This window comes from Mycobacterium sp. OAS707 (assembly GCF_014873705.1).
Classification (GTDB): Bacteria; Actinomycetota; Actinomycetes; order Mycobacteriales; family Mycobacteriaceae; genus Mycobacterium.
Window position 1 is genome coordinate 514,963 of sequence record NZ_JADBDS010000003.1, and the last position, 23,195, is coordinate 538,157.

Annotated in this window: 26 protein-coding genes; 15 read left to right on the forward strand and 11 right to left on the reverse strand. The window is 66.7% G+C overall.

The features are described from left to right. Positions 1-4 precede the first annotated feature (4 nt). From GGC64_RS20635 to GGC64_RS20645, 3 genes are read left to right on the forward strand one after another with little or no spacing between them, the layout of a single operon-like run. Positions 5-820, forward strand: a complete 816-nt coding sequence (locus tag GGC64_RS20635) for a metal ABC transporter ATP-binding protein (RefSeq protein WP_192724397.1) — start codon at positions 5-7, stop codon at positions 818-820. Further along, positions 813-1,679, forward strand: coding sequence for a metal ABC transporter permease (locus GGC64_RS20640; protein ID WP_192724398.1), 867 nt, complete (start codon positions 813-815; stop codon positions 1,677-1,679). Before GGC64_RS20635 ends, GGC64_RS20640 begins: the two co-directional genes overlap by 8 nt. Before the next feature lie 32 nt (positions 1,680-1,711). Continuing rightward, positions 1,712-3,328 (forward strand): AMP-binding protein, encoded by a 1,617-nt coding sequence (locus GGC64_RS20645; protein WP_192724399.1) that lies wholly within the window; start codon positions 1,712-1,714, stop codon positions 3,326-3,328. On the opposite strand, the gene GGC64_RS20650 is transcribed toward GGC64_RS20645, so the two are convergent. Next, entirely contained in the window at positions 3,301-4,131 is an 831-nt protein-coding gene (locus tag GGC64_RS20650; RefSeq protein WP_370582217.1) for a sulfurtransferase, read from the reverse strand. The genes GGC64_RS20645 and GGC64_RS20650 overlap by 28 nt on opposite strands. A gap of 19 nt (positions 4,132-4,150) precedes the next feature. On the opposite strand from GGC64_RS20650, the gene bluB reads away from it, so the two are divergent. After that, complete coding sequence (gene bluB / locus GGC64_RS20655) at positions 4,151-4,822, forward strand: 5,6-dimethylbenzimidazole synthase (protein WP_192724401.1); 672 nt, start codon at positions 4,151-4,153, stop codon at positions 4,820-4,822. A gap of 10 nt (positions 4,823-4,832) precedes the next feature. Beyond that, positions 4,833-5,591: a 5-oxoprolinase subunit PxpA gene (locus GGC64_RS20660; protein WP_192724402.1), complete on the forward strand. Its 759-nt coding sequence runs from the start codon at positions 4,833-4,835 to the stop codon at positions 5,589-5,591. Here the strand turns inward: GGC64_RS20660 and rpsR are convergent. Further along, a complete protein-coding gene (rpsR, locus tag GGC64_RS20665) occupies positions 5,584-5,841 on the reverse strand; it encodes a 30S ribosomal protein S18 (RefSeq protein WP_370582298.1) in 258 nt (85 codons plus the stop codon). The two genes, GGC64_RS20660 and rpsR, sit on opposite strands and share 8 nt — an antisense overlap. Positions 5,842-5,940: 99 nt before the next feature. Between rpsR and GGC64_RS20670 the strand changes: the two genes are divergently transcribed. The 3 genes from GGC64_RS20670 (at position 5,941) to GGC64_RS20680 (ending at position 8,956) form a co-directional block, all read left to right on the forward strand. After that, positions 5,941-6,861, forward strand: a complete 921-nt coding sequence (locus GGC64_RS20670) for an MBL fold metallo-hydrolase (protein ID WP_192724404.1) — start codon at positions 5,941-5,943, stop codon at positions 6,859-6,861. Then, complete coding sequence (locus tag GGC64_RS20675) at positions 6,852-8,087, forward strand: SLC13 family permease (protein WP_192724405.1); 1,236 nt, start codon at positions 6,852-6,854, stop codon at positions 8,085-8,087. Before GGC64_RS20670 ends, GGC64_RS20675 begins: the two co-directional genes overlap by 10 nt. A 110-nt stretch (positions 8,088-8,197) precedes the next feature. Beyond that, positions 8,198-8,956 (forward strand): SGNH/GDSL hydrolase family protein, encoded by a 759-nt coding sequence (locus GGC64_RS20680; RefSeq protein WP_192724406.1) that lies wholly within the window; start codon positions 8,198-8,200, stop codon positions 8,954-8,956. Positions 8,957-8,965: 9 nt separating this feature from the next. On the opposite strand, the gene rlmB is transcribed toward GGC64_RS20680, so the two are convergent. Genes rlmB through carD form a run of 4 tightly spaced genes read right to left on the reverse strand, consistent with a single transcriptional unit; the run spans position 8,966 to position 12,343 of the window. Beyond that, positions 8,966-9,910 (reverse strand): 23S rRNA (guanosine(2251)-2'-O)-methyltransferase RlmB, encoded by a 945-nt coding sequence (gene rlmB, locus GGC64_RS20685; protein WP_192724407.1) that lies wholly within the window; start codon positions 9,908-9,910, stop codon positions 8,966-8,968. Beyond that, positions 9,911-11,323, reverse strand: coding sequence for a cysteine--tRNA ligase (gene cysS, locus GGC64_RS20690; RefSeq protein ID WP_369434802.1), 1,413 nt, complete (start codon positions 11,321-11,323; stop codon positions 9,911-9,913). Positions 11,324-11,369: 46 nt separating this feature from the next. Then, positions 11,370-11,849, reverse strand: coding sequence for a 2-C-methyl-D-erythritol 2,4-cyclodiphosphate synthase (gene ispF, locus GGC64_RS20695; RefSeq protein WP_192724408.1), 480 nt, complete (start codon positions 11,847-11,849; stop codon positions 11,370-11,372). A gap of 5 nt (positions 11,850-11,854) precedes the next feature. After that, on the reverse strand, positions 11,855-12,343 hold the full coding sequence (gene carD / locus GGC64_RS20700) for an RNA polymerase-binding transcription factor CarD (RefSeq protein ID WP_043400059.1): 489 nt from the start codon (positions 12,341-12,343) through the stop codon (positions 11,855-11,857). Between the two features lie 295 nt (positions 12,344-12,638). On the opposite strand from carD, the gene GGC64_RS20705 reads away from it, so the two are divergent. From GGC64_RS20705 to disA, 3 genes are read left to right on the forward strand one after another with little or no spacing between them, the layout of a single operon-like run. Beyond that, the gene (locus tag GGC64_RS20705) at positions 12,639-13,193 is read left to right on the forward strand and encodes a hypothetical protein (RefSeq protein ID WP_192724409.1); all 555 of its coding nucleotides are present in this window, start codon (positions 12,639-12,641) and stop codon (positions 13,191-13,193) included. 33 nt (positions 13,194-13,226) lie between these two features. Next, positions 13,227-14,612, forward strand: coding sequence for a DNA repair protein RadA (radA, locus tag GGC64_RS20710; protein ID WP_192724410.1), 1,386 nt, complete (start codon positions 13,227-13,229; stop codon positions 14,610-14,612). A gap of 8 nt (positions 14,613-14,620) precedes the next feature. Beyond that, a complete protein-coding gene (gene disA / locus GGC64_RS20715) occupies positions 14,621-15,739 on the forward strand; it encodes a DNA integrity scanning diadenylate cyclase DisA (RefSeq protein ID WP_225952116.1) in 1,119 nt (372 codons plus the stop codon). A 2-nt stretch (positions 15,740-15,741) separates the two neighbouring features. Here the strand turns inward: disA and GGC64_RS20720 are convergent, their stop codons facing one another. Beyond that, positions 15,742-16,686 (reverse strand): hypothetical protein, encoded by a 945-nt coding sequence (locus GGC64_RS20720; protein ID WP_225952117.1) that lies wholly within the window; start codon positions 16,684-16,686, stop codon positions 15,742-15,744. Between the two features lie 104 nt (positions 16,687-16,790). On the opposite strand from GGC64_RS20720, the gene GGC64_RS20725 reads away from it, so the two are divergent. Beyond that, the gene (locus tag GGC64_RS20725) at positions 16,791-17,369 is read left to right on the forward strand and encodes an XRE family transcriptional regulator (protein WP_192724411.1); all 579 of its coding nucleotides are present in this window, start codon (positions 16,791-16,793) and stop codon (positions 17,367-17,369) included. On the opposite strand, the gene GGC64_RS20730 is transcribed toward GGC64_RS20725, so the two are convergent. Then, complete coding sequence (locus tag GGC64_RS20730) at positions 17,366-18,142, reverse strand: hypothetical protein (protein WP_192724412.1); 777 nt, start codon at positions 18,140-18,142, stop codon at positions 17,366-17,368. The genes GGC64_RS20725 and GGC64_RS20730 overlap by 4 nt on opposite strands. Before the next feature lie 59 nt (positions 18,143-18,201). Continuing rightward, a complete protein-coding gene (locus tag GGC64_RS20735) occupies positions 18,202-18,822 on the reverse strand; it encodes a carbonic anhydrase (protein WP_192724413.1) in 621 nt (206 codons plus the stop codon). Here GGC64_RS20735 and GGC64_RS20740 point away from each other — a divergent pair. Both GGC64_RS20740 and GGC64_RS20745 read left to right on the forward strand, forming a co-directional pair. Beyond that, the gene (locus GGC64_RS20740) at positions 18,821-19,720 is read left to right on the forward strand and encodes an A/G-specific adenine glycosylase (protein ID WP_192724414.1); all 900 of its coding nucleotides are present in this window, start codon (positions 18,821-18,823) and stop codon (positions 19,718-19,720) included. The two genes, GGC64_RS20735 and GGC64_RS20740, sit on opposite strands and share 2 nt — an antisense overlap. Before the next feature lie 54 nt (positions 19,721-19,774). Beyond that, positions 19,775-21,139, forward strand: coding sequence for an adenylate/guanylate cyclase domain-containing protein (locus tag GGC64_RS20745; RefSeq protein WP_192724415.1), 1,365 nt, complete (start codon positions 19,775-19,777; stop codon positions 21,137-21,139). Here GGC64_RS20745 and GGC64_RS20750 read toward each other — a convergent pair. Beyond that, positions 21,136-22,122 carry a GlxA family transcriptional regulator gene (locus GGC64_RS20750; protein ID WP_192724416.1) on the reverse strand — a complete coding sequence of 329 codons (987 nt, stop codon included), beginning with the start codon at positions 22,120-22,122 and terminating at the stop codon, positions 21,136-21,138. The two genes, GGC64_RS20745 and GGC64_RS20750, sit on opposite strands and share 4 nt — an antisense overlap. A 71-nt stretch (positions 22,123-22,193) precedes the next feature. On the opposite strand from GGC64_RS20750, the gene GGC64_RS20755 reads away from it, so the two are divergent. Continuing rightward, positions 22,194-22,448 (forward strand): hypothetical protein, encoded by a 255-nt coding sequence (locus GGC64_RS20755; RefSeq protein WP_192724417.1) that lies wholly within the window; start codon positions 22,194-22,196, stop codon positions 22,446-22,448. Here the strand turns inward: GGC64_RS20755 and GGC64_RS20760 are convergent. Continuing rightward, positions 22,422-23,192 carry an alpha/beta fold hydrolase gene (locus GGC64_RS20760; protein ID WP_192724418.1) on the reverse strand — a complete coding sequence of 257 codons (771 nt, stop codon included), beginning with the start codon at positions 23,190-23,192 and terminating at the stop codon, positions 22,422-22,424. The two genes, GGC64_RS20755 and GGC64_RS20760, sit on opposite strands and share 27 nt — an antisense overlap. Positions 23,193-23,195: the final 3 nt, after the last annotated feature.

Here is a 23,195-nt window from a genome sequence, read left to right on the forward strand (position 1 = left end):
GTCTGTGTCTGCTGACGTCGTCGCCGAACTGACCGGCGCCCGACTGGCATTCGGCGACCGCGTGCTGTGGGACCACCTCGACCTGACCGTGGCTGCCGGCGAATTCGTCGCTGTCCTCGGCCCCAACGGAACCGGTAAAACCTCGCTGCTCAAGGTGTTGCTCGGTCAAATGACGCTGACCGCGGGCACCGTAACGGCCGAACGGCAGCCGGTACGTGCGGGCAGCGAACGCATCGGATACGTCCCGCAGCACCGTTCGGTGGAGCGGGGGCTGTCGATGCGCGGGCAGGACCTCGTGGGGCTGGGCTACGACGGCCATCGCTGGGGTGTCGCGAGCATGCGGCCCGGTGACCGCGCGGCCAAACACGCCGCCGTGCAGCGTGCACTCAAACAGGTCAACGGCATGCATCTGGCCGGCGTGCCGGTCGGTGTGATGTCCGGCGGTGAGCTACAACGGATCCGCATCGCGCAGGCGCTGGCGAGCGATCCGGTGCTGCTGCTGTGCGACGAACCGCTGCTCAACCTCGACCCGGCCAACGCCCGGTTGGTTTCCGCATTGATCGACCAGCGCCGCCGCGAGGCAGGCACCGCGGTGCTGTTCGTCACGCACGAGGTGAATCCCGTTCTGCCGTATGTGGATCGGGTGTTGTATCTGGTCGACGGCCGGTTCCGCGTCGGCGCAGTCGAGGAGGTGATGACGTCGGCCACGCTGTCGGAGCTGTACCGCGCCGACATCCAGGTGGTCAAGGTCGGCGGCCGTTACGTGGTGGTCGGCCAGGAGGACCACTCGGGTCATGCGAGCGGACACACCCATGACTGAACGACTCACGGACATGTTGTCGAAGCTGTTCTCGTTCGACGTCACCGCAGACCTGCTTGGCCGCGATTTCGTCCAGCAGGCGATTCTGGCCGCAGCCCTGCTTGCCTTGGTTTCGGGCTTGATCGGACCGTTCATCGTGATGCGACAGATGTCCTTCGCAGTGCATGGATCGAGTGAATTATCGCTTACCGGAGCATCTTTCGCGCTTCTGGCCGGCTTCAATGTCGGGCTCGGCGCCCTGATCGGGTGCGGGCTGGCTGCCGTGTTGTTCGGCATTTTGGGACAGCGCGCCCGCGAACGGGATTCAGCGATCGGCGTCGTGCTCGCCTTCGGACTCGGTCTTGCGGTGTTGTTCATCCATCTGTATCCGGGGCGCACCGGCACCAGTTTCGCATTGCTGACCGGTCAGATCGTCGGTGTCGGATATTCCGGCCTGGCACTGTTGAGTGTCATCGTCGTGCTCGTCGTCGCGGTGCTCGCGGTCTCCTACCGCCCGTTGTTGTTCGCGACCGTCGACCCCGAAGTGGCCGCAGGACGCGGAGTTCCGGTGCGGGCGTTGGGCATTGTGTTCGCAGCACTCGTCGGGGTGACCGCGGCACAGGGCGTACAGATCGTCGGCGCGCTGCTGGTGATGTCTCTGTTGATCACACCCGCCGCGGCTGCGGTTCGGGTGTTCGTTTCACCGATCGCGACGATCGTCGCGTCGGTGGTCTTCGCCGAGATCGCCGCCGTCGGCGGGATCGTGCTCTCTCTTGCCCCCGGCGTTCCGGTTTCGGTGTTCGTCACGACGATTTCGTTCGCAATCTTCTTGGTGTGCTGGGCGATCGGAAGTCGTGATCGTTCCTCGGCTTCCAGCTAAGCTGTTGCTCACCTGGCACCGGGGGGCGACAGATGAGTGCTTTGACCACCTCGCATTGGATTCCCGACGGCAGCGGCCTGCCGTTGTTGGACGGCGTGATCGTCGGCGGCCGGCTTCGCGAGATCGCCGACGAAGTGCCCGATCGCGTCGCCCTGGTCGAGGGGTTGCCGACGCCTGATCGACGCCAGTGGACTTATGCGGAGCTGCTCGCCGACGCGGAACGCTGCGCATATTGGCTCCTGGACCACTTCGAACCGGGTGAGCACGTCGCGGTGTGGGCGCACAACCTGCCGGAGTGGGTGATTGTCGAGTACGGCGCCGCGCTCGCCGGATTGACTCTGGTGACCGTGAACCCAAGCCTGCAGCCCGAGGAGGTGAAATACATACTCGGGCAGTCGAAGGCCGCTGGGGTGCTACTGGTGCCCGAGGTGAGAGGCAATCCGTTGATCGCGCACATCGACGCGATCCGACCCGACCTGCCGGGGCTTCGCCATGTCTTGCGGCTCGACCAGCTCGAGGAGCTGACGACCGACGCGGGTGGCGCAACCCTGCCGACCGTCGGCTCCGACGACCCCGCCCAGATTCAGTACACGAGCGGTACCACCGGCTTTCCCAAGGGCGTCATGCTGCGCCACAGCAGCATCGTCAACAACGCCAGGCTGTGGGCCGATCGGGTCGGGATTCCCGACGGTGCCGGCATGCTGTTACCGATGCCGTTGTTTCACACGGCTGGATGCGTGATGGGCGTGCTGGGAGCGCTCGACCGCCGCGCGACGTTCATGACGATGCCGACGTTCGACCCCGGCTTGTATCTGGAGCTGATCGAGCGGGAACGGCCCTGGTTCGCGGGCGGCGTGCCGACCATGCTGATCGCAGCCATGGAGCACCCCGACGCGACGCGGCGCGATCTGTCGTCGTGGAAGTCCGCGGTGGCCGGTGGTACACAGGTGCCCGAGGTCCTGGTGCGTCGCGTCGAAGAGGCTTTGGGTGTCGACTTCACCATCATCTACGGCCAGACCGAGTGCTCTCCCGTACTGACCAACACCTTTCCCTCGGATAGCGTCGAAGACAAAGGTACGACGGTCGGAAAGCCTTTGCCTCACACCGAGATTCGCATTGCCGATCCCACATCGCTGGAGACGGTGCCTGTCGGTGCTTCCGGAGAACTGTTGGCCCGCGGGTACTTCACGATGCTCGGCTATTTCAACATGCCCGAGGCAACTGCCAAGACCGTGACTTCTGACGGCTGGGTACGCACCGGCGACCTGGCGGTGATGGACGAGCGCGGCTATTGCCGAATCGTCGGGCGGTGCAAGGACATGATCATTCGCGGCGGCGAGAATCTGTTCCCTGCCGAGATAGAAGACGTCCTCTACCGTCATCCCGCTGTCGCCGAGGCGACCGTTGTCGGTCTTCCCGACGATCATTGGGGGGAGGTCGTCGGCGCATTCATCCGACCGCATGATCGGGCACCGACGATCACCGAATTGCGTTCGCACATGCGGGCACACATCTCACCGCAGAAGACGCCGACGAAGTGGTATGCCGTCGATGGCTTCCCGCTCACCGGCTCCGGCAAGATACAGAAATTCGCCATCCGCGAGGCGTGGGAGAAGGGCGCCTACGACGGCCAGGAACTCGTGCCCTGACCCGTTTCGACCGGATGCGTTGCGTCCGAGCACCATTCGGACCACGACCCAGGGTAAAGCGCCGCAGTGAGGCCGTTGGCGGCCAGTGCAGCAACCACGACCGATGCGGTGACACCCGATCCGCAATAGGCTCCGACCTCCCCATCGACCACAGGAAGCCGGTCAAGGGCGAAGGTGCCGTCGGGTTTCAACAACCCGGTGCTCGGCACGTTCCTGGCTCCGGGAATGTGGCCTGCGACCGGATCAACAGGTTCGACCTCACCGCGGAATCGCTCCGGTGCCCGCGCATCGAGCAAGACGTCGGCAGCGCCGGCCTGCTCCGCGGTCAGTGTTGGCAGTGCGCCGGCATACAGGTCGTCGTATGCCACCGTCACGTCGCCAGGTTCCGGTGTGACGGCCCCGGTTTCGAGCGGCCCGGTCCAGGCGCTCAGGCCGCCGTCCAGGATGCGGACGCCGGCAATGCCCGCGGCGGTCAACACCCACCAGGCCCGCGCCGAGCCTGCCCGATTCCAGTCGTCGTAGACGACGACCGGAACTCCCTCGCGCACACCCCACCGCCGGGCCGCGGCCTCGACACTGCGCCCCGAAGGCAGCGGATGGCGTCCGCGCCCGGTCACGCTGTGATCGCTCAGCTCGTCTTCGAGAGACACGTACACCGCCCCTGGGAGGTGTCCCCGCTCGTAGGCGGGCCTGCCGTCGGGCTCAGTCAACTGCCAGCGGACATCCAGAATCGTCAACGGCTCAACGGCGGCCATCCGCTGAGCCAATTCGGTTGCGGTGATCAACACGTCATCGCGGCTCACTGCATCGATGGTGCCACCTATGCTGTCCCGCGTGACCGACCACGCCTTCAGCGCAACGGAGCGCCGGGCCATCTACCGCGCCATCGCCGAGCGGCGCGATATGCGCAGATTCGTGCCGGATGCCGCGGTGCCGGAGGACGTGCTCGCGCGACTGCTGCAGGCCGCACACGCTGCGCCCAGCGTCGGGTTGATGCAGCCGTGGCGGTTCATCAGGGTCACCGAGGCTGGGTTGCGGGCGCGAATCCACACCCTCGTCGATGAGGAGCGGCTGCGCACCGCCGAGGCGCTGGGCCCGCGTGGCGACGAGTTCCTCTCGCTGAAGGTCGAGGGCATTCTCGAATGCGCCGAACTGCTGGTGGTGGCGCTGGCCGACGATCGAGCAGCCCACGTGTTCGGCAGGCGCACCCTGCCGCAGATGGACCTGGCGTCCGTGTCGTGCGCGATCCAGAATCTGTGGCTGGCCGCGCGTGCCGAAGGCCTCGGCATGGGCTGGGTGTCGATCTTCGATCCCGTCCGACTCGGCGAGCTGCTGGGAATGCCAGACGGGGCGGAGCCGGTCGCGATCCTGTGCCTCGGACCGGTGCCCGACTTTCCGCCGAGGCCACAACTGGAGATCGACCACTGGACACTCGGTCGTCCGCTTCGTGAATTCGTTTCGGAGAACGGCTGGACCGCGCCGGCACCGGCATAGGCTGGCAGCCGTGGGGACAGTGGATCTCAACGCGGATCTGGGCGAGAGCTTCGGGGTTTGGCGGCTCGGCGACGACGACGCGATGCTCGACGTGGTCACCAGCGCCAACGTGGCGTGCGGGTTTCACGCAGGCGACGCCGCGACGCTGGCGCGGACCTGTCGGGCAGCCGCCGAACGCGGCGTGCGGATCGGCGCGCAGGTCAGCTATCGCGACCTGGCCGGGTTCGGCCGTCGCTTCATCGACATGTCACCCGAGGAGCTGACCGCCGACGTCATCTATCAGATCGGTGCGCTGCAGGCGCTCGCCCACACCGAGGGCTCGTCGGTCAGCTACGTCAAACCCCATGGCGCGCTGTACAACACGATCGTCAACAACCACGGTCAAGCCCGCGCCGTCGCACAGGCGGTGCACGCCGTCGACCCGGGTCTCGCCGTGCTCGGGCTTTCGGGATCGGTGTTCTTCGCCGAGGCTCAGGAACTCGGGCTGCGAACGGTGCCCGAAGCGTTCGCCGATCGCGCGTATCGCTCTGATGGACAACTGGTTTCGCGGAAGTTGGCCAATGCCGTCCTGCATGACGTTGCGGAGATTGCCGAGCGGGTGGCGTCAATGGTCACCGCAGGCCGAGTGGCTGCCGTAGATGGATCGACAATCCCGATCACCGTGGAATCCGTTTGCGTGCACGGTGACTCGCCCGGTGCAGTGCAGATCGCGAACGCCGTACGGGATCGGCTCGTGGCCGACGGCGTCGAGTTGAAGGCGTTTACTTGATCTCGACGAACGGCAGCAACGCCATTTCGCGCGCATTCTTGATCGCGATCGCGACCTGACGCTGTTGCTGCGGAGTCAGCCCTGTCACGCGCCGGGACCGGATCTTGCCGCGCTCGGAAATGAAGGTGCGCAGCAGGTGGGTGTCCTTGTAATCGATGGCCGTGACGCCGAGCGCCTTGAGTGGATTCTTCTTCTGCCGCTTGAGCTCTGGCAGTGGCGGCCTGCGCATCCGGGACTTCTTGGCCATCAGCGCAGTGTCCTCAATCTGGACGTCGAGAGTGTGGGATATGACAGATTTCGGCCGGATTCCGTCAATTATCCGACGTCCGGCAGCCTCTAAGGTGGCGGTATGCGCCTCAAGCTCGGCCGCCCCGACCTGCGGGACTACGTCAGCGCCTTCGACGCGCCCGCTGCTGGGCCGAACGCGCCATTGACGGTCACGTGGGCCGGTGTCACCACGTTGTTGATCGACGACGGCGACTCGGCGCTGATGACCGACGGGTTCTTCTCCCGGCCCAGCCTGCTCGAGGTCGGGCTGAGGCGACTCGAGCCGTCGGCACCGCGTATCGACGGCTGCCTGGCCCGCCTGGGCGCACACCGGTTGGAGGCGGTGTTGCCGGTGCACACCCACTTCGACCATGCGATGGATTCGGCCGTCGTAGCCGAACGAACGGGCGCACGCGTGGTCGGCGGAACGTCGGCGGTTCAGGTCGGCCGCGGCGCAGGCCTGCCCGACAACCGCTTGACGACCGTCACACCGGGCGAGCCGGTGACGCTGGGCGCCTACGACGTCACGCTCATCGAGGCCGAACACTGCCCACCCGACCGATTCCCGGGAATCATCCGTGAACCCGTCGTTCCCCCCGTCAAGGTCTCTGCCTACAAGTGTGGCGAAGCCTGGTCGACGCTGATACATCACCGCCCGTCCGAGAAAGGGATGCTGATCGTCGGCAGCGCAGGCTTCCTCCGGGGCGCGCTCGTCGGGCAGCACGCCGCGGTGGTGTACCTCGGCGTCGGCCAACTCGGGCTGCAACCGGAGGAGTACATCGTCGACTACTGGACCGAGACCGTCCGCACCGTCGGCGCCCGTCGGGTGGTGCTGATCCACTGGGACGACTTCTTCCGGCCACTGCACAAGCCGCTGCGTGCGCTGCCGTACGCAGGCGACGACCTCGACGTGTCGATGCGGGTGTTGTCCCGGCTGGCCGAAGAGGATGGCGTCCCGTTACACCTGCCGACGCTCTGGCAGCGCTGCGACCCGTGGAGTTGACGCTGGCGCTGGCTGCGCTGGCTGTGGTGCTCGGATTCGCGATGGTCCGCCCGCACCGGTGGCCAGAGGCCGTCGTCGCGGTGCCTGCCGCAGGCCTGCTGATCGGATTCGGGGTGATCTCCTGGCACGACGCCGCGGCGGAGGTGAGCAGGCTGCTGCCGGTGGTCGGCTTTCTCGCAGCTGTGCTCGTGCTGGCCAGGCTCTGTGACGACGAAGGGCTGTTTCGTGCTGCGGGCGCGGCCATGGCGCGGTCGAACTCAGGCAGTCAACGAGGGTTGCTGGCAACGGTTTTCGTGATAGCGGCGGCCACGACAGCGATCCTGAGCCTGGACGCGACCGTGGTCCTGCTCACCCCCGTGGTGCTCGCGACGGCCCGTACGCTCCGTGTGCCTGCGAGGCCGCATGCCTACGCCACGGCGCATCTGGCGAACAGTGCCTCACTGCTGCTACCGGTTTCCAATCTGACCAATCTGCTGGCGTTCGGCGCGGCGGGCCTGTCGTTCGTCCACTTCACCGCCGTCATGACGCTGCCGTGGCTGGCGGCGATCGGTGTCGAATTCGTCCTGCTGCGTTGGCTTTTCCGCCGCGATCTGGCGGTAACACCGACACACGACGGCGTTCCCGACGAGGTGCAGACACCGGTGTTCGCACTCGTGGTGGTCGCGTTGACGCTCGTCGGGTTCGCGGTGACATCGCTGTTCGGTTGGTCGCCTGCGTGGGCCGCGCTTGCCGGTGCTGTCGTGCTCGGCGTGCATGGCGTGGCCCGCCGCCGCAGCACCGTCTCCGGAATCGTTGCCGCGCTCGACGTGCCGTTCCTGGCGTTCGTGTTGTGCCTTGGCGTCGTCGTGGCAGCGGTCATGCTCAACGGCCTCGACGACGCGATGCGCGACGTGCTGCCCGCCGGGCACGGGTTGCTTGCGCTGCTGGGTGTCGCCGCGATCGCAGCCCTGCTGTCCAACGTCGTCAACAACCTGCCTGCGGTGCTCGTACTTCTGCCATTGGTATCGGGCCCGGCCGCCGTGCTTGCGGTGCTGATCGGCGTCAACATCGGACCGAACCTGACTTATGTCGGGTCGCTGGCGAACCTGCTGTGGCGCAGTGTGGTACGCCGCGACATCAAGGTCGGTTTCGTCGAGTTCACCCGGGTCGGCGTGCTCACCACGCCGGCCACGCTTGTGGTAGCGGTGCTCGGCCTGTGGGTGGGGCTTCGGATCTTCGGCGTCTGACGAAGCGGGGGTTACGACGACGCGAACAACGAAGGACCAGCTGACGTCGATTCGCCGACCTGCCGCGCTGCTGGCGAGCAAATCGCCGTAGCATCGGGAAAATTGGTGCCGTGTTCACCAGGTACGTGGCGCTCGGCGACTCGTTCACCGAGGGTGTCGGCGACCCACATCCCAATAGCCCCAACGGCTTGCGTGGCTGGGCGGATCATGTCGCAGTCGCGCTGGCCCAGATCAACCCTGGGCTTCGCTACGCGAACCTGGCGGTGCGTGGCCGCAGAATGAACGAGATCATCGCAGATCAGCTCCAGACCGCCGTCATGCTCGAACCCGACCTAGTCATCATCTACGCGGGCATGAACGACCTGCTGTTGGTTCGCAACGACATCGACGCGATGATGGCCAGATACGCCGACGCACTGAAGACGCTGCAGCAGACCGGCGCCCATGTGCTGGCATTCACCGCCGGTGATCTGGGCACGGTGCCGCTGTTTCGGCGGTTGCGTGGACGTGCCGCCGTCTACAACGAACTGTTGCGCGGCATCGCCGACGACCTCGGCCTGCAGTTGGTCGACTTCTGGCGGTTCACCGAGTTCCGCGATCCGCGGCTGTGGGCAGGCGACCGTATCCACCTCTCACCCCTCGGCCACGAACGGATGGCCGCGAAAGTCCTTGACGCACTGACTGTTTCCCATACCCTGCCGACACGCTCGGCCGCGTTGCTTTCGTCCGATCCTCCCGTGCGCAGCTTCTGGGCCAACCTGCAGTGGACATTGGCGTTCGCTGCGCCTTGGGTGGCCAAACGGCTGCGCCGCGCGACGCCGGGCAGAGGCGTCGAGCCAAAGTATCCGACACTGACGCCGATTCTCTAGCCCGAGAAGCTAACCCCGCCGCTGGCGGGCGATTTCGGCCAGCACCACGCCCGCGGCCACCGACGCGTTGAGCGACTCCGTTGGCCCCGCCATCGGGATGGACACCACGGCATCGCAGTTCTCGCGCACCAGTCGCGACAGGCCCTTGCCCTCGGAGCCGACCACCACGACCATCGGCCCGGTGCAGTCGAGTTCGTCGATCGTGGTGTCGCCGCCCGCGTCGAGGCCGACCACCTGCAGCCCGGCATCGGCCCAATCCTTCAGTGTCCGATTGAGATTCGTTGCCCTGGCCACCGGCAACCTGGCCGCAGCACCAGCGCTGGTGCGCCAGGCCACCGCGGTTACGGACGCCGAACGCCGCTGCGGGATCACGACACCGTGGCCGCCGAACGCTGCAACCGAGCGCACGATCGCCCCGAGATTGCGCGGGTCGGAGATGTTGTCCAGCGCAACCATCAGCGCCGGAGCGCTGTCCTTCGTCGCTTCGGCCAGCAGGTCGTCGGGGTGCGCGTACTGGTACGGCGGCACCTGCAGCGCGATTCCCTGGTGCAGGCCGTTGGCGGCGATGCGATCGAGGTCGTGTCGCGGCACCTCCAGAATCGAGATACCGGAATCGGCAGCCAATTTCACCGATTCGGTGAGTCGTTCGTCGGCCTCGGCGCCGAGTGCGACGTACAGCGCAGTGGCGGGCACTGCGGCCCGCAGGCACTCGAGCACCGGATTACGGCCGAGCACGATCTCGGTGTCGTCGGTCTTGCGACCGGACCGTCCCTGCTGTTGCTTCTGTGCCTTCGACGCTCGTTTGGCCGCCGGGTGGCCCGGCCGCATGTGCGCGGGCGGGGTGGCGCCGCGGCCCTCGAGCCCGCGACGGCGCACGCCGCCGGATCCGACGGTCGGCCCCTTCTTGGTACCGGGTTTGCGAATCGCGCCCCGACGCCGTGAATTACCGGCCATCTATTTCGTGTATCCGTCGAGCAGTGCCCACTGAGGCCCGTCAGCGGTGTCGGTGACCTCGATGCCGGCTTCCTTGAGCCGGTCGCGGATCGCGTCGGCCTCGGCCCAGTCCCGCCGCGCCCTGGCGTCCTCGCGACGCTGCACCTCGGCCTGCACCAGGACGTCGACCGCGGCCAGCGCTGCGGACGTTTCGTCGTGGGATTCCCAGCGCTCGTCGAGGGGGTCGGCGCCGAGGATGCCCATCATCGCGCGGATCGACATCGCTTGCGCCAGCGCCGTGTCGTGATCGCCTGCGTCCAAGGCGCGGTTGCCCTCGGCACGGGCGGCGTGCACCTCGGCCAGTGCGATCGGCACCGCCAGGTCGTCGTCCAGAGCCGCCGCGAACTTCGGCGTCCACTCTGAAGGCACCACCGCGCCGACGCGGTTGCGGACACGGTGCAGGAAGTCCTCGATCCCGGCGTAGGCCTTGGCCGCATCCTGCAGCGCATTCTCGGAGAACTCGAGCATCGACCGGTAATGCGCGCTGCCAAGGTAGTAGCGCAACTCGGCGGCCCGAACCCGTTGCAGCACAGCGGGAATCGCCAGCACGTTGCCAAGCGACTTACTCATCTTCTCGCCACCCATGGTGACCCAGCCGTTGTGCAGCCAGAATCGGGCGAACGGGTCGCCGGCCGCCTCGGCCTGGGCGATCTCGTTTTCGTGGTGGGGGAACACCAGATCCATGCCGCCGGCGTGGATATCGAATTCGGGGCCGAGGTACGCCTCGCACATCGCCACACACTCGGTGTGCCAGCCCGGCCTGCCGGGACCCCACGGCGTCGGCCAGGACGGCTCACCGGGCTTGGCGCCCTTCCACAGCGTGAAGTCGCGTTCGTCGCGTTTGCCCCTGGCTAGACCCTCGCCTTGGTGCACGTCGTCGATCTTGTGGCCGGAGAGCTTGCCGTAGTCGGGCAGGCTCAACACGTCGAAGTAGACGTCGCCTGCCCCGTCACCGGAGCCCGCGTAGGCGTGTCCCCGCTCGATCAGCCGCTCGATCAACTCGACCATCTGTGTGATGTGGCCGGTGGCGCGGGGCTCAGCCGACGGCGGAAGCACCCCCAGCGCGTCGTAAGCGGCCGAAAACGCCCGCTCGTATGTTGCCGCCCATTCCCACCACGGCCTACCGGCGTCGGCCGCCTTGTTGAGGATCTTGTCGTCGATGTCGGTCACGTTGCGGATGAAAGCGACGTCGTAGCCCTTGGCCATCAGCCAGCGACGCAGCACATCGAAAGCGACGCCGCTTCGGACATGTCCGATGTGCGGCAAACCCTGCACGGTGGCGCCACACAGATAGATCGACGCGTGGCCGGGCCGCAGCGGCACGAAATCGCGCACGGCACCGGTCATGGTGTCGTAAAGCCGCAACTCGGTCACCCCGACTTGCCGTTCGCTCCGCTCACGACGGGCCAGCTTACCGGCACTATTCGGCGCGAATTACCAGAGCGGTCGCGATGGCAGCCAAACCTTCGCCACGGCCAGTCAGCCCGAGGCCGTCGGTGGTCGTCGCAGACACCGATACCGGGGCGTCCAGCAGTTCGGAAAGAACTTTTTGCGCCTCGGTGCGTCGCGGCCCCACTTTGGGCCGATTCCCGATCACCTGAACCGCGGCATTGCCGATCCGATAGCCCTCTGCGGTCAACAGCTCACGGACATGCCGGAGCATGTCGGAGCCGCTGGCATTGCGCCACTGCGGGCGCCCTGTGCCGAAGACTTCGCCGAGGTCACCCAGGCCCGCCGCCGACAACAACGCATCGCATAACGCGTGCGACGCGACGTCACCGTCGGAATGGCCGGCGCAACCGTCGGCGTCGTCGAACAACAGGCACAGCAGCCAACACGGCCGACCGGCTTCGATTGGGTGTACGTCGGTGCCGAGCCCGATCCTGGGCAGGCCGCTCATGGCCTTCAGGAGGCGGCGGCCAGAACCTCGTCGAGGATGGTCGACGCCTTGGCGTCATCCGTGTTCTCGGCAAGCGCGAGCTCGCCGACCAGGATCTGACGCGCCTTGGCCAGCATCCGCTTCTCGCCGGCAGACAACCCGCGCTCCTGATCACGACGCCACAGGTCACGGACCACCTCGGCGACCTTGTTCACGTCGCCCGAGGCCAACTTCTCGAGATTGGCCTTGTACCGCCTAGACCAGTTCGTCGGCTCTTCGGTGTGCGGGGCACGAAGCACCTGGAAAACCTTGTCCAAGCCCTCCTGCCCGACGACATCGCGAACCCCGACATACTCGGCATTCTCTGCGGGCACTCGAACGGTGAGATCTCCCTGGGCAACCTTCAAGACGAGGTATTCCTTTTGTTCGCCTTTGATGGTTCGGGTTTCGATCGCCTCGATCAATGCAGCACCGTGGTGTGGATAGACAACGGTGTCTCCGACCTTAAAAATCATCAGATTCGAGCCCCTTTCACCCCTCAATGCTAACACGGGGCTCAGACAGGTGCCGATCAACTATGCAGGTCAGGGGCACCGCAGGTGAAGACCAGGGGTTGACAGGGTGACGAAACCGTGCAACACCGGGGCTGGTTGACGCGGCATTTCTTGCGGCGCGGCGACCCTGTCGAGGTAGCTGCGATGCACCCTCGCGCCCTCAGCTACCGCCGCCAACCGCCACCTACTACTGTGCATAGTCGAATCGAGAGCGGCCGCGCCACGGTCGCGTAGTCGGCCGAGCAGGAGGTTGCGCGTGAACCGCTTCATATTGGCCGCGTGCGGGGTTGCCGCCGCCGTCGCCCTTTCCGGTTGCGGCGCAGGCCAGGTGTCCCAGACCGCGACGCAGGAGCCCGCTGTGAACGGCACGCTCGCCACCGTCGGGCCGATCGCGCTGCGCAACATCCATCTGCGCGCCCCGCAGAGCACCGATTACGTCCAGCCGGGCAGCGACGCCGAGCTGTTGTTCGTCGCTGCCAACAACTCGCCGGACGTCAACGACAAATTGCTCTCGGTCACCACCGACATCGGCACGGTCAGCCTGTCCGGCGACACCTCGGTGCCAGCCAACGGCGTCCTGGTGGTCGGCGAGCCCGACGGCCAGATCGCGCCGCTGGAGGCCGCCGAAAAGGCCGAGGTCGTCAAGGCAACAGTCGCGCTGTCGAAGCCGATCACCAATGGGCTGACCTACAAGCTCACGTTCACCTTCGAGAAGGCGGGCGAGACCTCGGTGCAGGTGCCGATCTCGGCCGGTGAGCAGCCGCGGCGTGAAGCCGCCGCGGAAGCGGGCGACACGGGCGGTCACCAGTAAGGATCTGTCGGTCCGACCGGTTACGGTCACGGCGTGGCTAAAGCGCGTTCGCAGTACCGCTGCTCGGAATGCCACCACGTGACCCCGAAATGGGTCGGCCGCTGTCCCGATTGCGGCACCTGGGGCACCGTCGATGAAGTCGCGGTGCTGGCCGCGGTCAACGGTTCGGCCACGCGCCGCGCCGTCGCGCCGACTTCGCCGGCTGTGCCGATCAGCTCGATCGACCCCGGCACTACCCGCCACTTCCACACTGGCGTAAGCGAATTGGACCGTGTGCTCGGCGGAGGTCTGGTCCCCGGCTCCGTGACCCTGCTCGCGGGTGACCCGGGCGTCGGCAAGTCGACACTGCTGCTCGAGGTCGCCCACCGCTGGGCGCAGACGGGCAGGCGGGCGCTGTATCTGTCCGGCGAGGAGTCCGCGGGCCAGATCCGGCTGCGGGCCGAGCGCACCGGCTGCACCCACGATGAGGTCTACCTGGCCGCCGAGTCGGATCTGCAGATGGCGCTCGGCCACATCGACGAGGTGAAGCCGAGCCTTGTCGTCGTCGACTCGGTGCAGACCATGTCGACCACGGAAGTCGACGGCGTCACCGGCGGCGTCACCCAGGTGCGGGCAGTGACGACCGCGTTGACCATGACCGCCAAGACGTCCGGCGTGGCAATGCTTCTGGTCGGCCACGTCACCAAGGACGGCGCGATCGCCGGGCCGCGGTCCCTCGAGCATCTCGTCGACGTGGTGCTGCACTTCGAGGGCGACCGGGCGTCGGCGCTGCGGATGGTGCGCGGCGTGAAGAACCGGTTCGGCGCGGCCGACGAGGTTGGCTGTTTCCTGTTGCACGACAACGGGATCGAATGTGTGGCCGACCCGTCGGGACTGTTCCTCGACCAGCGGCCGAAACCGGTATCGGGCACCGCGGTGACCGTCACGCTCGACGGTAAGCGGCCGCTGATCGGTGAAGTGCAGGCACTCATCGGGTCACCCGCCAGCGGATCGCCGCGCCGGGCGGTCAGCGGCATCGACTCGTCGCGCGCCGCGATGATCACCGCCGTGCTCGAGAAGCGCGCCAGGTTGCCCGTCGGCACCAACGACATCTACCTGTCGACGGTCGGCGGCATGCGGCTGACCGACCCGTCGTCGGATCTCGCGGTGGCGCTTGCGATCGCCTCCGCCTACACCGACCTCCCGATGCCCGCCAACGCGGTGGCCATCGGCGAGGTAGGCCTGGCAGGCGATCTGCGCCGGGTCAGTGGCATGGACCGCAGGCTCTCGGAGGCGGCGCGGCTGGGCTTCGGCTGCGCCGTCGTGCCCGCCGGTGTCACCGCGGCCCCTGCAGGTTTGCGGGCTCTTCCCGCCGACAACATCCAGACCGCGTTGCGGGTGTTACGGGAAATCAGTCAGACTGACGCCGGCCGACCCTAGGAGGAGGCATGGCCGTCAAGGCGAGCGGCAGGTCGAGTCGCAACGTGGTGCAGTTGGCACGCCCGACCCTGCGGGAAACGATCGCGCGGCTGGCGCCGGGTACCGCGCTGCGCGACGGGCTGGAGCGCATCCTGCGCGGCCGCACCGGCGCGCTGATCGTGATCGGCTATGACGACAGCGTCGAGGGCATCTGCGACGGCGGTTTCGAGCTCGACGTCCGCTACGCGCCGACCCGGCTGCGGGAGTTGTCGAAGATGGACGGCGCGGTCATCCTCTCCACCGACGGCGGCCGCATCGTGCGGGCGAATGTCCAGCTGGTGCCCGACCCGTCGATTCCCACCGAAGAATCAGGCACCAGGCACCGTTCCGCCGAGCGCACCGCGATCCAGACGGGCTATCCGGTCATCTCGGTGAGCCACTCGATGAGCATCGTGACGGTGTACGTCGCAGGCGAGCGCCACGTCATCCCGGATTCGGCCGCAATCCTGTCGCGGGCCAACCAGACCATCGACACGCTGGAGCGCTACAAGACCCGCCTCGACGAAGTCAGCCGTCAGCTCTCGACCGCCGAGATCGAGGACTTCGTGACGCTGCGGGACGTGATGACCGTCGTGCAGCGGCTGGAGATGGTTCGCCGCATCAGCCTCGAAATCGACTCCGACGTCGTCGAACTCGGCACCGACGGACGCCAGCTCAAGCTGCAGCTGGAGGAGCTTGTCGGCGACAACGACACCGCCCGCGAGCTGATCGTGCGGGACTATCACGCCAACCCCGATCCGCCGACCGCCGCTCAAGTCAGTGCCACGCTCGAAGAGCTCGACTCCCTTTCGGATAACGAACTTCTCGACTTCACCACTCTGGCAAGGGTTTTCGGCTATCCGTCGACGGCAGAAGCGCAGGATTCGGCGATGAGCTCGCGTGGCTACCGCGCGATGGCGGGCATTCCGCGCCTGCAATTCGCTCACGTCGACTTGCTGGTGCGGTCATTCGGCTCACTGCAGGGACTGCTCGCCGCGACGTCCGACGACCTGCAGTCGGTGGAAGGCATCGGCTCGATGTGGGCCCGCCACATCCGGGAAGGCCTGTCTCAATTGGCCGAGTCGACCATCGCCGACCGACTGGCCTAGCCCTATTCTCTTGCCGCGCTTGAGTTGTCGAGCCCGTTGCGGAGCAACTCCCACGCCAGGCTGCGGGCTTCTGCGGCTCTGGTCTGCATGATCCGCTGCACGGTTCTGATGGAATCCGCCTTGGGCGTGCGGCCGTCGACGACCGCGTCGTGTACATCCTCGGCCACCCGGATCGCCATCACGGCAGCCTCGTTGACCTGGTTCAGCGAGCGGTGCAGGCGATCGTCTTCGATCAGCACGTTGGCGTTGCTGATCTCGACGGAAAAGTCGTTCACCACCCGGCTGATCTGCTCGAAGATGGGGTTCATCGCCTGCTCGCGCTCATCGCGGTCCTCGATGCGCAGGATGCGGGCACCCTCGTTCCACAGCGTGGCGAGCATCTGGGTGTGCCCGTTGACGGCGCGCGACACCTCGACCATCGCTTGCTTTTGCAGCTGGTTGAGCAGATGCATGCGCTCGATGCGAGCCAGCTCGCGCTGTGCCTCGACCTCCGCGCGGAACACCTTCTCGCGTGCTTCCATCTCGACTCTGTGCAACGCCTGCGTCATCGCGATCTCGCGCGCGGTGCGTTCCTCGGCGGCCACCAGCTCGACGCGCAGCCGTTCGGCGGCCGCCGCCGCGTGCCGATTGGCCTGGCGCTGGACGGTCAGCGTCTGCCACATGGTCACCAGCACAACGCAGAACACGGCCGCACCGAAGAACCACTCGGCCTTCGACCCGAGCTCGCCGCGGCTGAAGAAGATGAACCACGCAATCGCGAGAAGGCCCGCGATGCCGCAGGCAAACCATCCGACCGGGTGCCAGCCCTGCCGACTGGGTTCAGGGCTAACTGGTGCCGCGGGGGCTGGGGGTGCGTGCACCTCTGAAAGCGCCGAATCCTCGGTGGCCCTGGTGGATTGCACCAATCCGGTCATCGTGGTCTCCCGTTCGCCCGAGCCTGCGGCCATGCTGGTTCAGACTAGGCGGCACCAGTCGAGCCGTCTGCCTCAGACCGCTAGGGTCGACCCGTAATCACCGCTATCGGATTGACCCGCTAGAGAATTGAGGGCCCATGGCACTATCCGCGTCACAGGAAGGTGATTCGGGGATCATCGTCGACCTCTCCGAGGCGGCGATGCACATGTACACGGCGGCGATCGACGCGTTGCCGTTCCAAGAGGACCGAAAGTTTCATGCTCGCGCGGACGTGGTCCTGTCAGGTCTGCGAAAGTTGCGCGCCGCGCTGACGGAGGCAGCAAGCACCAGCAGGCCGTCGTCCGCGGTCATCGTCGCGCTGAGCAATGTTCGGCGCCGCTACGAGTCGCTGGTAGAGCACGCCGCGGCGGCGCCAGGGTCCAGCCTTGGCCTGCAGATGTACGCCACCCGCGTCCACGCCAAGCTCTCTGCGACGGAAGTGGAAAACGGCGCGGGACTTCGCACCGGTCTGCTCGACGAGCTCGAAGCAGGCGCCACCCCCACCGCCGAGGAAGCCGAAAAGATCACCGAAGCGATCGCGGCTCTCGGCGGGGTCCCGGGTACCGAGCACCTCCGGCCCCACGTTGCCGAACCCGAGCCTGAGCCGGCCGCGGAAGTGGCCGAGGAGTCACACGTCAACGGCTGGGACGGGGAACTGGTCGAGAACGCCGGTTAGCCACCCTGCGGCGGCGCAGGCGCGGGCCCGGCCTGCGGAAGCTGCTCACCCGGTGGGGGTGCTGCCGCAGCAGGCGCGAGGATGAACGGCACCGTTGCCGATCTCAGATTGCCCAGCTGCACGACGAGGTTGTACGTGCCGGGCCCGATCGGCTGACGCGGCAGCGGGCACTGGGGTGCCGAGCCCATACCTGTCCAGGTCACCTCGGTCGTCACCTGCTCGCCGGGCTGGAACGTCTTGACCAGTGTCTCGTTCGACGGCGCGCAGTCGAGGTTCGACCACAGCCGCTGGTTGTCCAGCGAGTACACGTAGGCGGCCAACACCGCGGCGCCAACGTCTCGCTGGCACGCGACCAGGCCGATGTTGGTGACGACCATGGTGAACTTCGGCTGATCGCCGACGACGTACTGCGGCTGGTTGGTGATGCCCTTGACCGCGAGCGTGGAGTCCGGGCAGTCGTCACCTTCCTTGAGCACCGGCGGCGGTACGACGGCAGCGGTCGGCGTTGGGGTCGGCGCAGGGGCCTGCTGTGCCGGCGGCATCACCGGCGTCTTGACCTCGGGGTTCTCCCCGGGAAGCGGGGTCGGCGCGGCCGCCTGGGTGGGCGCCGGCTTCTCGGCGGGCTTGGCTGGGCTGCTCGTGCTGTTCATGACGACCATCACCACCACTGCGGCGATGACGCCGATGACGAGGACCGCTATACCGAGCGCGAGTGCCCTCCGACGCCAGTAGATCTGCCTCGGTAGCGGGCCATGCGGTTCTAGATCCAGCACATCTTCACGGTAAGGGCAGGTCATGCCACCCCGTCCGAGGTGACTCGGCGTGTCGGCGGTTAGCCTTCGCCGATGTCGCCCAGATGATCCCGCAACACCACCCGACCGTCGGACAGGTGGTACGTCAAGCCGACGATCGCCAGGTCGCCGGAAGCGACCCGTTCGGCGATCGCAGTCGAGCGCGCAAGCAGCTGCGAACCGGTTTCCGTGACGTGCCGCGCCTCGAACTCGTCCACCCTGCTCAGCCCTTCACGGCGGCCCGCGAGGATCGACGGGGTCACCCGCTCGACGATGTCGCGGACATAGCCACCGGGCACCACGCCCTCGTCCAGCGCCGACAAGGTCGCCTTCACCGCGCCGCAGCTGTCGTGGCCGAGCACCGCGATCAACGGCACGTTGAGCACCGTGACAGCGAACTCGATCGAGCCGAGGACCGCCGAGTCGATGACATGGCCGGCGGTACGCACCACAAACATGTCGCCGAGGCCCTGGTCGAAGATGATCTCCGCAGCCACCCGGCTGTCCCCGCAGCCGAACACCACCACGTTGGGCTTCTGGGACTCGGCCAGGCTGGCGCGATGCTCAATGCTCTGACTCGGGTGTAATGGCTTACCGGCGACGAATCGCTCGTTACCTTCTTTGAGTGCTTTCCAAGCGGTCAACGGGCTCGTGTTCGGCATGGCCGACATTCTGCCGGAGTATCCGGCGGTGATCGATTCACGTGAGTTATCACACTGGTTTGCGCACGCGCAGCGTGACCTGCCATGGCGGCGACCAGGCGTAACGCCGTGGCAGATCCTGGTCAGCGAGTTCATGCTCCAGCAGACGCCGGTCTCGCGGGTCGAGCCGATCTGGCTGGCCTGGGTGGATCGGTGGCCGACGCCATCGGCGACCGCTGCGGCCAGCGCTGCCGATGTGTTGCGGGCGTGGGGCAAGCTCGGCTACCCGCGACGGGCCAAGCGCCTGCATGAATGCGCGACGGTGATCGCCGAGCAGTTCGACGACCGGGTGCCCTCGGACGTAGAGACGTTGTTGACGCTGCCCGGCATCGGCGCCTACACCGCCAGGGCCATCGCCTGTTTCGCCTACGGGCAGCGAGTGCCGGTCGTCGACACGAATGTGCGCAGGGTGGTCGCCAGGGCGGTGCACGGCAGGGCCGACGCGGCCGCCTCTTCGTCACCGCGCGACCTCGACGACGTCGCCGCTTTGTTGCCCGATGATGTTGATGCGCCGAGGTTTTCGGTTGCGCTGATGGAACTGGGTGCGACGGTGTGCACGGCCCGCTCGCCGAAATGCGGCCTGTGCCCGTTGAGCGCGTGCGCGTGGCGGACGCTCGGTTATCCGCCCGGCACCGAGGCCCGCCGCGTGCAGAAGTACGCGGGTACGGACCGTCAGGTCCGGGGCAGGTTGCTGGATGTGTTGCGCGGCAACGACTCTCCGGTCTCACGCGCCGAGCTGGACGTGGCGTGGCTGACCGACACCGCGCAGCGCGACCGGGCGCTGGATTCGTTGCTCGTCGACGGCTTGGTGGAGCAGACGGCCGACGGCCGTTTCGCGTTGGCCGGCGAAGGCGACTAGCGGGCAATTTGCACAACGGGTTTAGAGCCGGGTCGGTGGCGTTAGCCTGAGGCTGTGGCGCAGGTTCTGCGTACTCGGTATGCCAGCTGTGGTGACATCGACATCGCCTACCAGGTCCTCGGCGACGGGCCGAGCGACCTCATCATGCTGTCCGGACCGTTCATCCCGGTCGACTCCATAGACGACGAGCCTTCGTTTCACCGCTTCCATCGGCGGCTCGCATCATTCAACCGTGTCATCCGGTTCGACCACCGCGGCACCGGCCTTTCCTCGCGAGTGCCCTCCATGGATGTCGTCGGGCCTGCTTTCTGGGTCGCGGACGCGCTCGCGGTCATGGATGCCGTTGGCTGCGAGCAGGCTGCGATCTTCGCGCCGAGCTTCTCTGCGATGACCGGAATCGTGCTCGCTGCCGATTACCCGGAGCGGGTGCGCAGCCTGTTGATCGTCAACGGCACGTCGCGGATGGTGCAAGCGCCGGACTATCCGATTGGCGCGGACATCAGCGCAGCCAATCCATTCATGACGGTCGCCATGGAGCCCGATGCCGTAGAACGGGGCTTTGACACTCTCAGATACGTTGCACCGACCGTCGCGGACGACGACTCATTCCGCACGTGGTGGGACCACGCAGGCAATCGCGCCGCGTCGCCGAGCATGGCCCGTGCTCTCACCCAGGTGGTCGCCGCGGCCGATGTGCGCGACACGCTCGCGCGCGTCACGGCGCCGACGTTGATTCTGCATCGAAGGGACGCGATATTCATTCCGGTGGGCCACGCCCGATACCTTGCCGAGCGGATCGCAGGATCGCGCTACGTCGAGTTCCCCGGAGCCGATTCGCTGTACTGGGTCGGCGACAGCGCACCGATGCTCGACGAAATAGAGGAATTCATCACCGGCGTGCGCGGCGGATCCGATGCCGAACGTGTACTCACCACAATCGTTTTCACCGACATCGTCGGTTCAACGGAACGGGCCGCCGCCCTTGGCGACGACCGCTGGCATGCGCTTCTCGACAACCACGACAACGTCGTCCGTCACGAACTCAAGCGGTTCGGCGGTCGGGAGGTCAACACGGTCGGAGATGGTTTCGTCGCGATATTCACCAGCCCCAGCGTCGCGATCGATTGCGCGGAAGCGATCGTCGACGCCGTTCGTCTGCTCGGGATCGAAGTCCGCGTCGGCATTCACGCCGGTGAGGTTGAGGTGCGCGGCGAAGACATCGCCGGAATGGCGGTCCACATCGGCGCTCGGGTGGCGGCACTCGCCGCACCGAGCGAGGTGCTCGTGTCGTCGACCGTACGGGAGATCGTCACCGGGTCGCGGCGCAGGTTTTCGGAACGCGGCGGTCACGAACTCAAAGGTGTACCTGGCCGCTGGCGAGTCTACGGCCTGGTCGGTAGCCGCGCTGAGCACCGCTAGGCGGTCGCGGCCTCCTCCTCGCACGGGCCACCGCAGGCGAACCGGCGGCGGTAGTCCGACGGCGTGACGCCGATGACCCTGCGGAAGTGGTGGCGCAACAGCGTGGCGGTGCCGAAGCCTGACCGGTCCGCGATCCTGTCGATGTCGAGATCGGTCTCCTCGAGCAGCCGACGCGCATACAGCACCCGTTGATCGGTCACCCATTGCATCGGGGTGCGCCCTGTCTCCTCGACGAATCGGCGGGCGAAGGTGCGCGCAGACATGTTCACCCGGCGCGCCAGCATCGCCACCGTCAGCGGCTTGTCGAGGTTGCTCAGGACCCAATCCAGGTGCGGCGCAAACCCTTCCGAGCATCGCACCGGGATGGGCTGGTCGATGTACTGACGCTGACCACCGTCGCGCTGCGGGGGCACCACCATTCGACGCGCGATCTTGTTGGTGACCTCGCTGCCCAGCTCGCGTCGCACCAGGTGCAGGCAGGCGTCGATACCCGCCGCAGTGCCCGCGCTGGTGATCAGATTGCCGTCGTCGACGAACAGCACGTTGCGGTCGACCTTGGCGGTCGGATACATCTGGGCCAGTTCGTCTGCGTGCATCCAGTGCGTGGTGCACGGCCTGCCGTCGAGCAGGCCGGCTGCCCCGGCAAGGAAGGCACCAGAGCACACCGTCAGGATGATCGAGCCCGAATCGGCGGCCTTTCGCACCGCCTCGAGAGCCTCCGGCAGGTACCCGCCGAACTGGCTGCTGATCGCCGGTATCGCAACCAGGTCCACGCCGACGAGGTCGTCGAGACCGTGGTCAGGAGTGATGGTGGCGCCGACGGACGTCCGCACCGCCTTGCCCGGCTCCGGCCCGCAGACCTTGAAATCGAAGTTGGGGACACCGTCGGCTGACCGGTCGATTCCGAAGACCTCGCAGATCACGCCGAACTCAAAAACCGCTAGACCGTCCAGCACCAGTGCAGATACGCTCTTTAATGCCATGGCAGCATTTTATCGCAAGGTGTCCTTCCTGCCACTGTTGGCTGGATTTTTATCAGCGGAGCATTACTGCCATGACCACTGCACTCTCACTCCTCATCCTGATCGCCCCCTTCGCGGTGGCAGCGGCGCTCAGCTGGGCCGCCCATCGCTCTGACTCGCTTCGTATCCGCTTCGATCAGTTCCGGTGGTCGGCCCCGATGGTGGGTCGGCTGTTCGAGGACGATCGTGACGGCTTCCGCATCGCACACGACGTTGATGCGATCCGCTCACGGTTTGAGAAGCAACCGTTTTGGCCCGCCTCAGGCGCCAGCGGCGAGCGTCGCTAGGAACTCTTCGACCGCCTGCCGGTAAACCGAAGGCGCGTCATCGTGGATCAGGTGACCGGCGCCGGGCACGTGCAAATACGTTGCCCGGTAGCCGGTTTCCTGCATTCTGCGCATCTGTCCCTCGGGCGTGACCGAGTTACCCGCCTCCAGGAGCAGAGCGGGTACGCGCACCGCATTCCACTGCGACCAGTAGTCGCGGGTGCCCCACTCGGCTGCGATTTCGATCCACGTACTGGGGCGGCCGTGCAACCGCCAGCCCGTCGCAGTCCGGTCGAATGCCTCGAGGAAATACTGACCGGCGACCGGCCCGAACTCGTCGTAAACCTGTTGGGCCGTGGCGAATTCGACCGGAAGCGCATGCACCCACGGTTCCCAAGGCCCGGTGGTGCGACCGCGAAAGTCCGGTGCCATGTCCTCTACCACCAATGCGCTGACAAGGTCGGGCCGTTGCGCGGCCAGACACCACGAGTGCAGCGCGCCCATCGAATGGCCGATCATCACGGCAGGCCGGCCCAGTTCGCCGACCGCGTCGCCGAGATCGGCAACGAACCGCTCGGTGCTGATCGGGTACGGGTCGACGACGTCGCGGCCACGGTGCCACGGTGCGTCGTAGGTGTAGACCGCACCGAGGCGGCTCAGCCATGGCAGCTGACGTGACCACGTGCTGCCCCGCCCCATCAGCCCATGCACCAGGACCAGCGGATCACCGTCGCCTCCGCGCGGGGTGAGCAGGTCGGGGGCCATGGC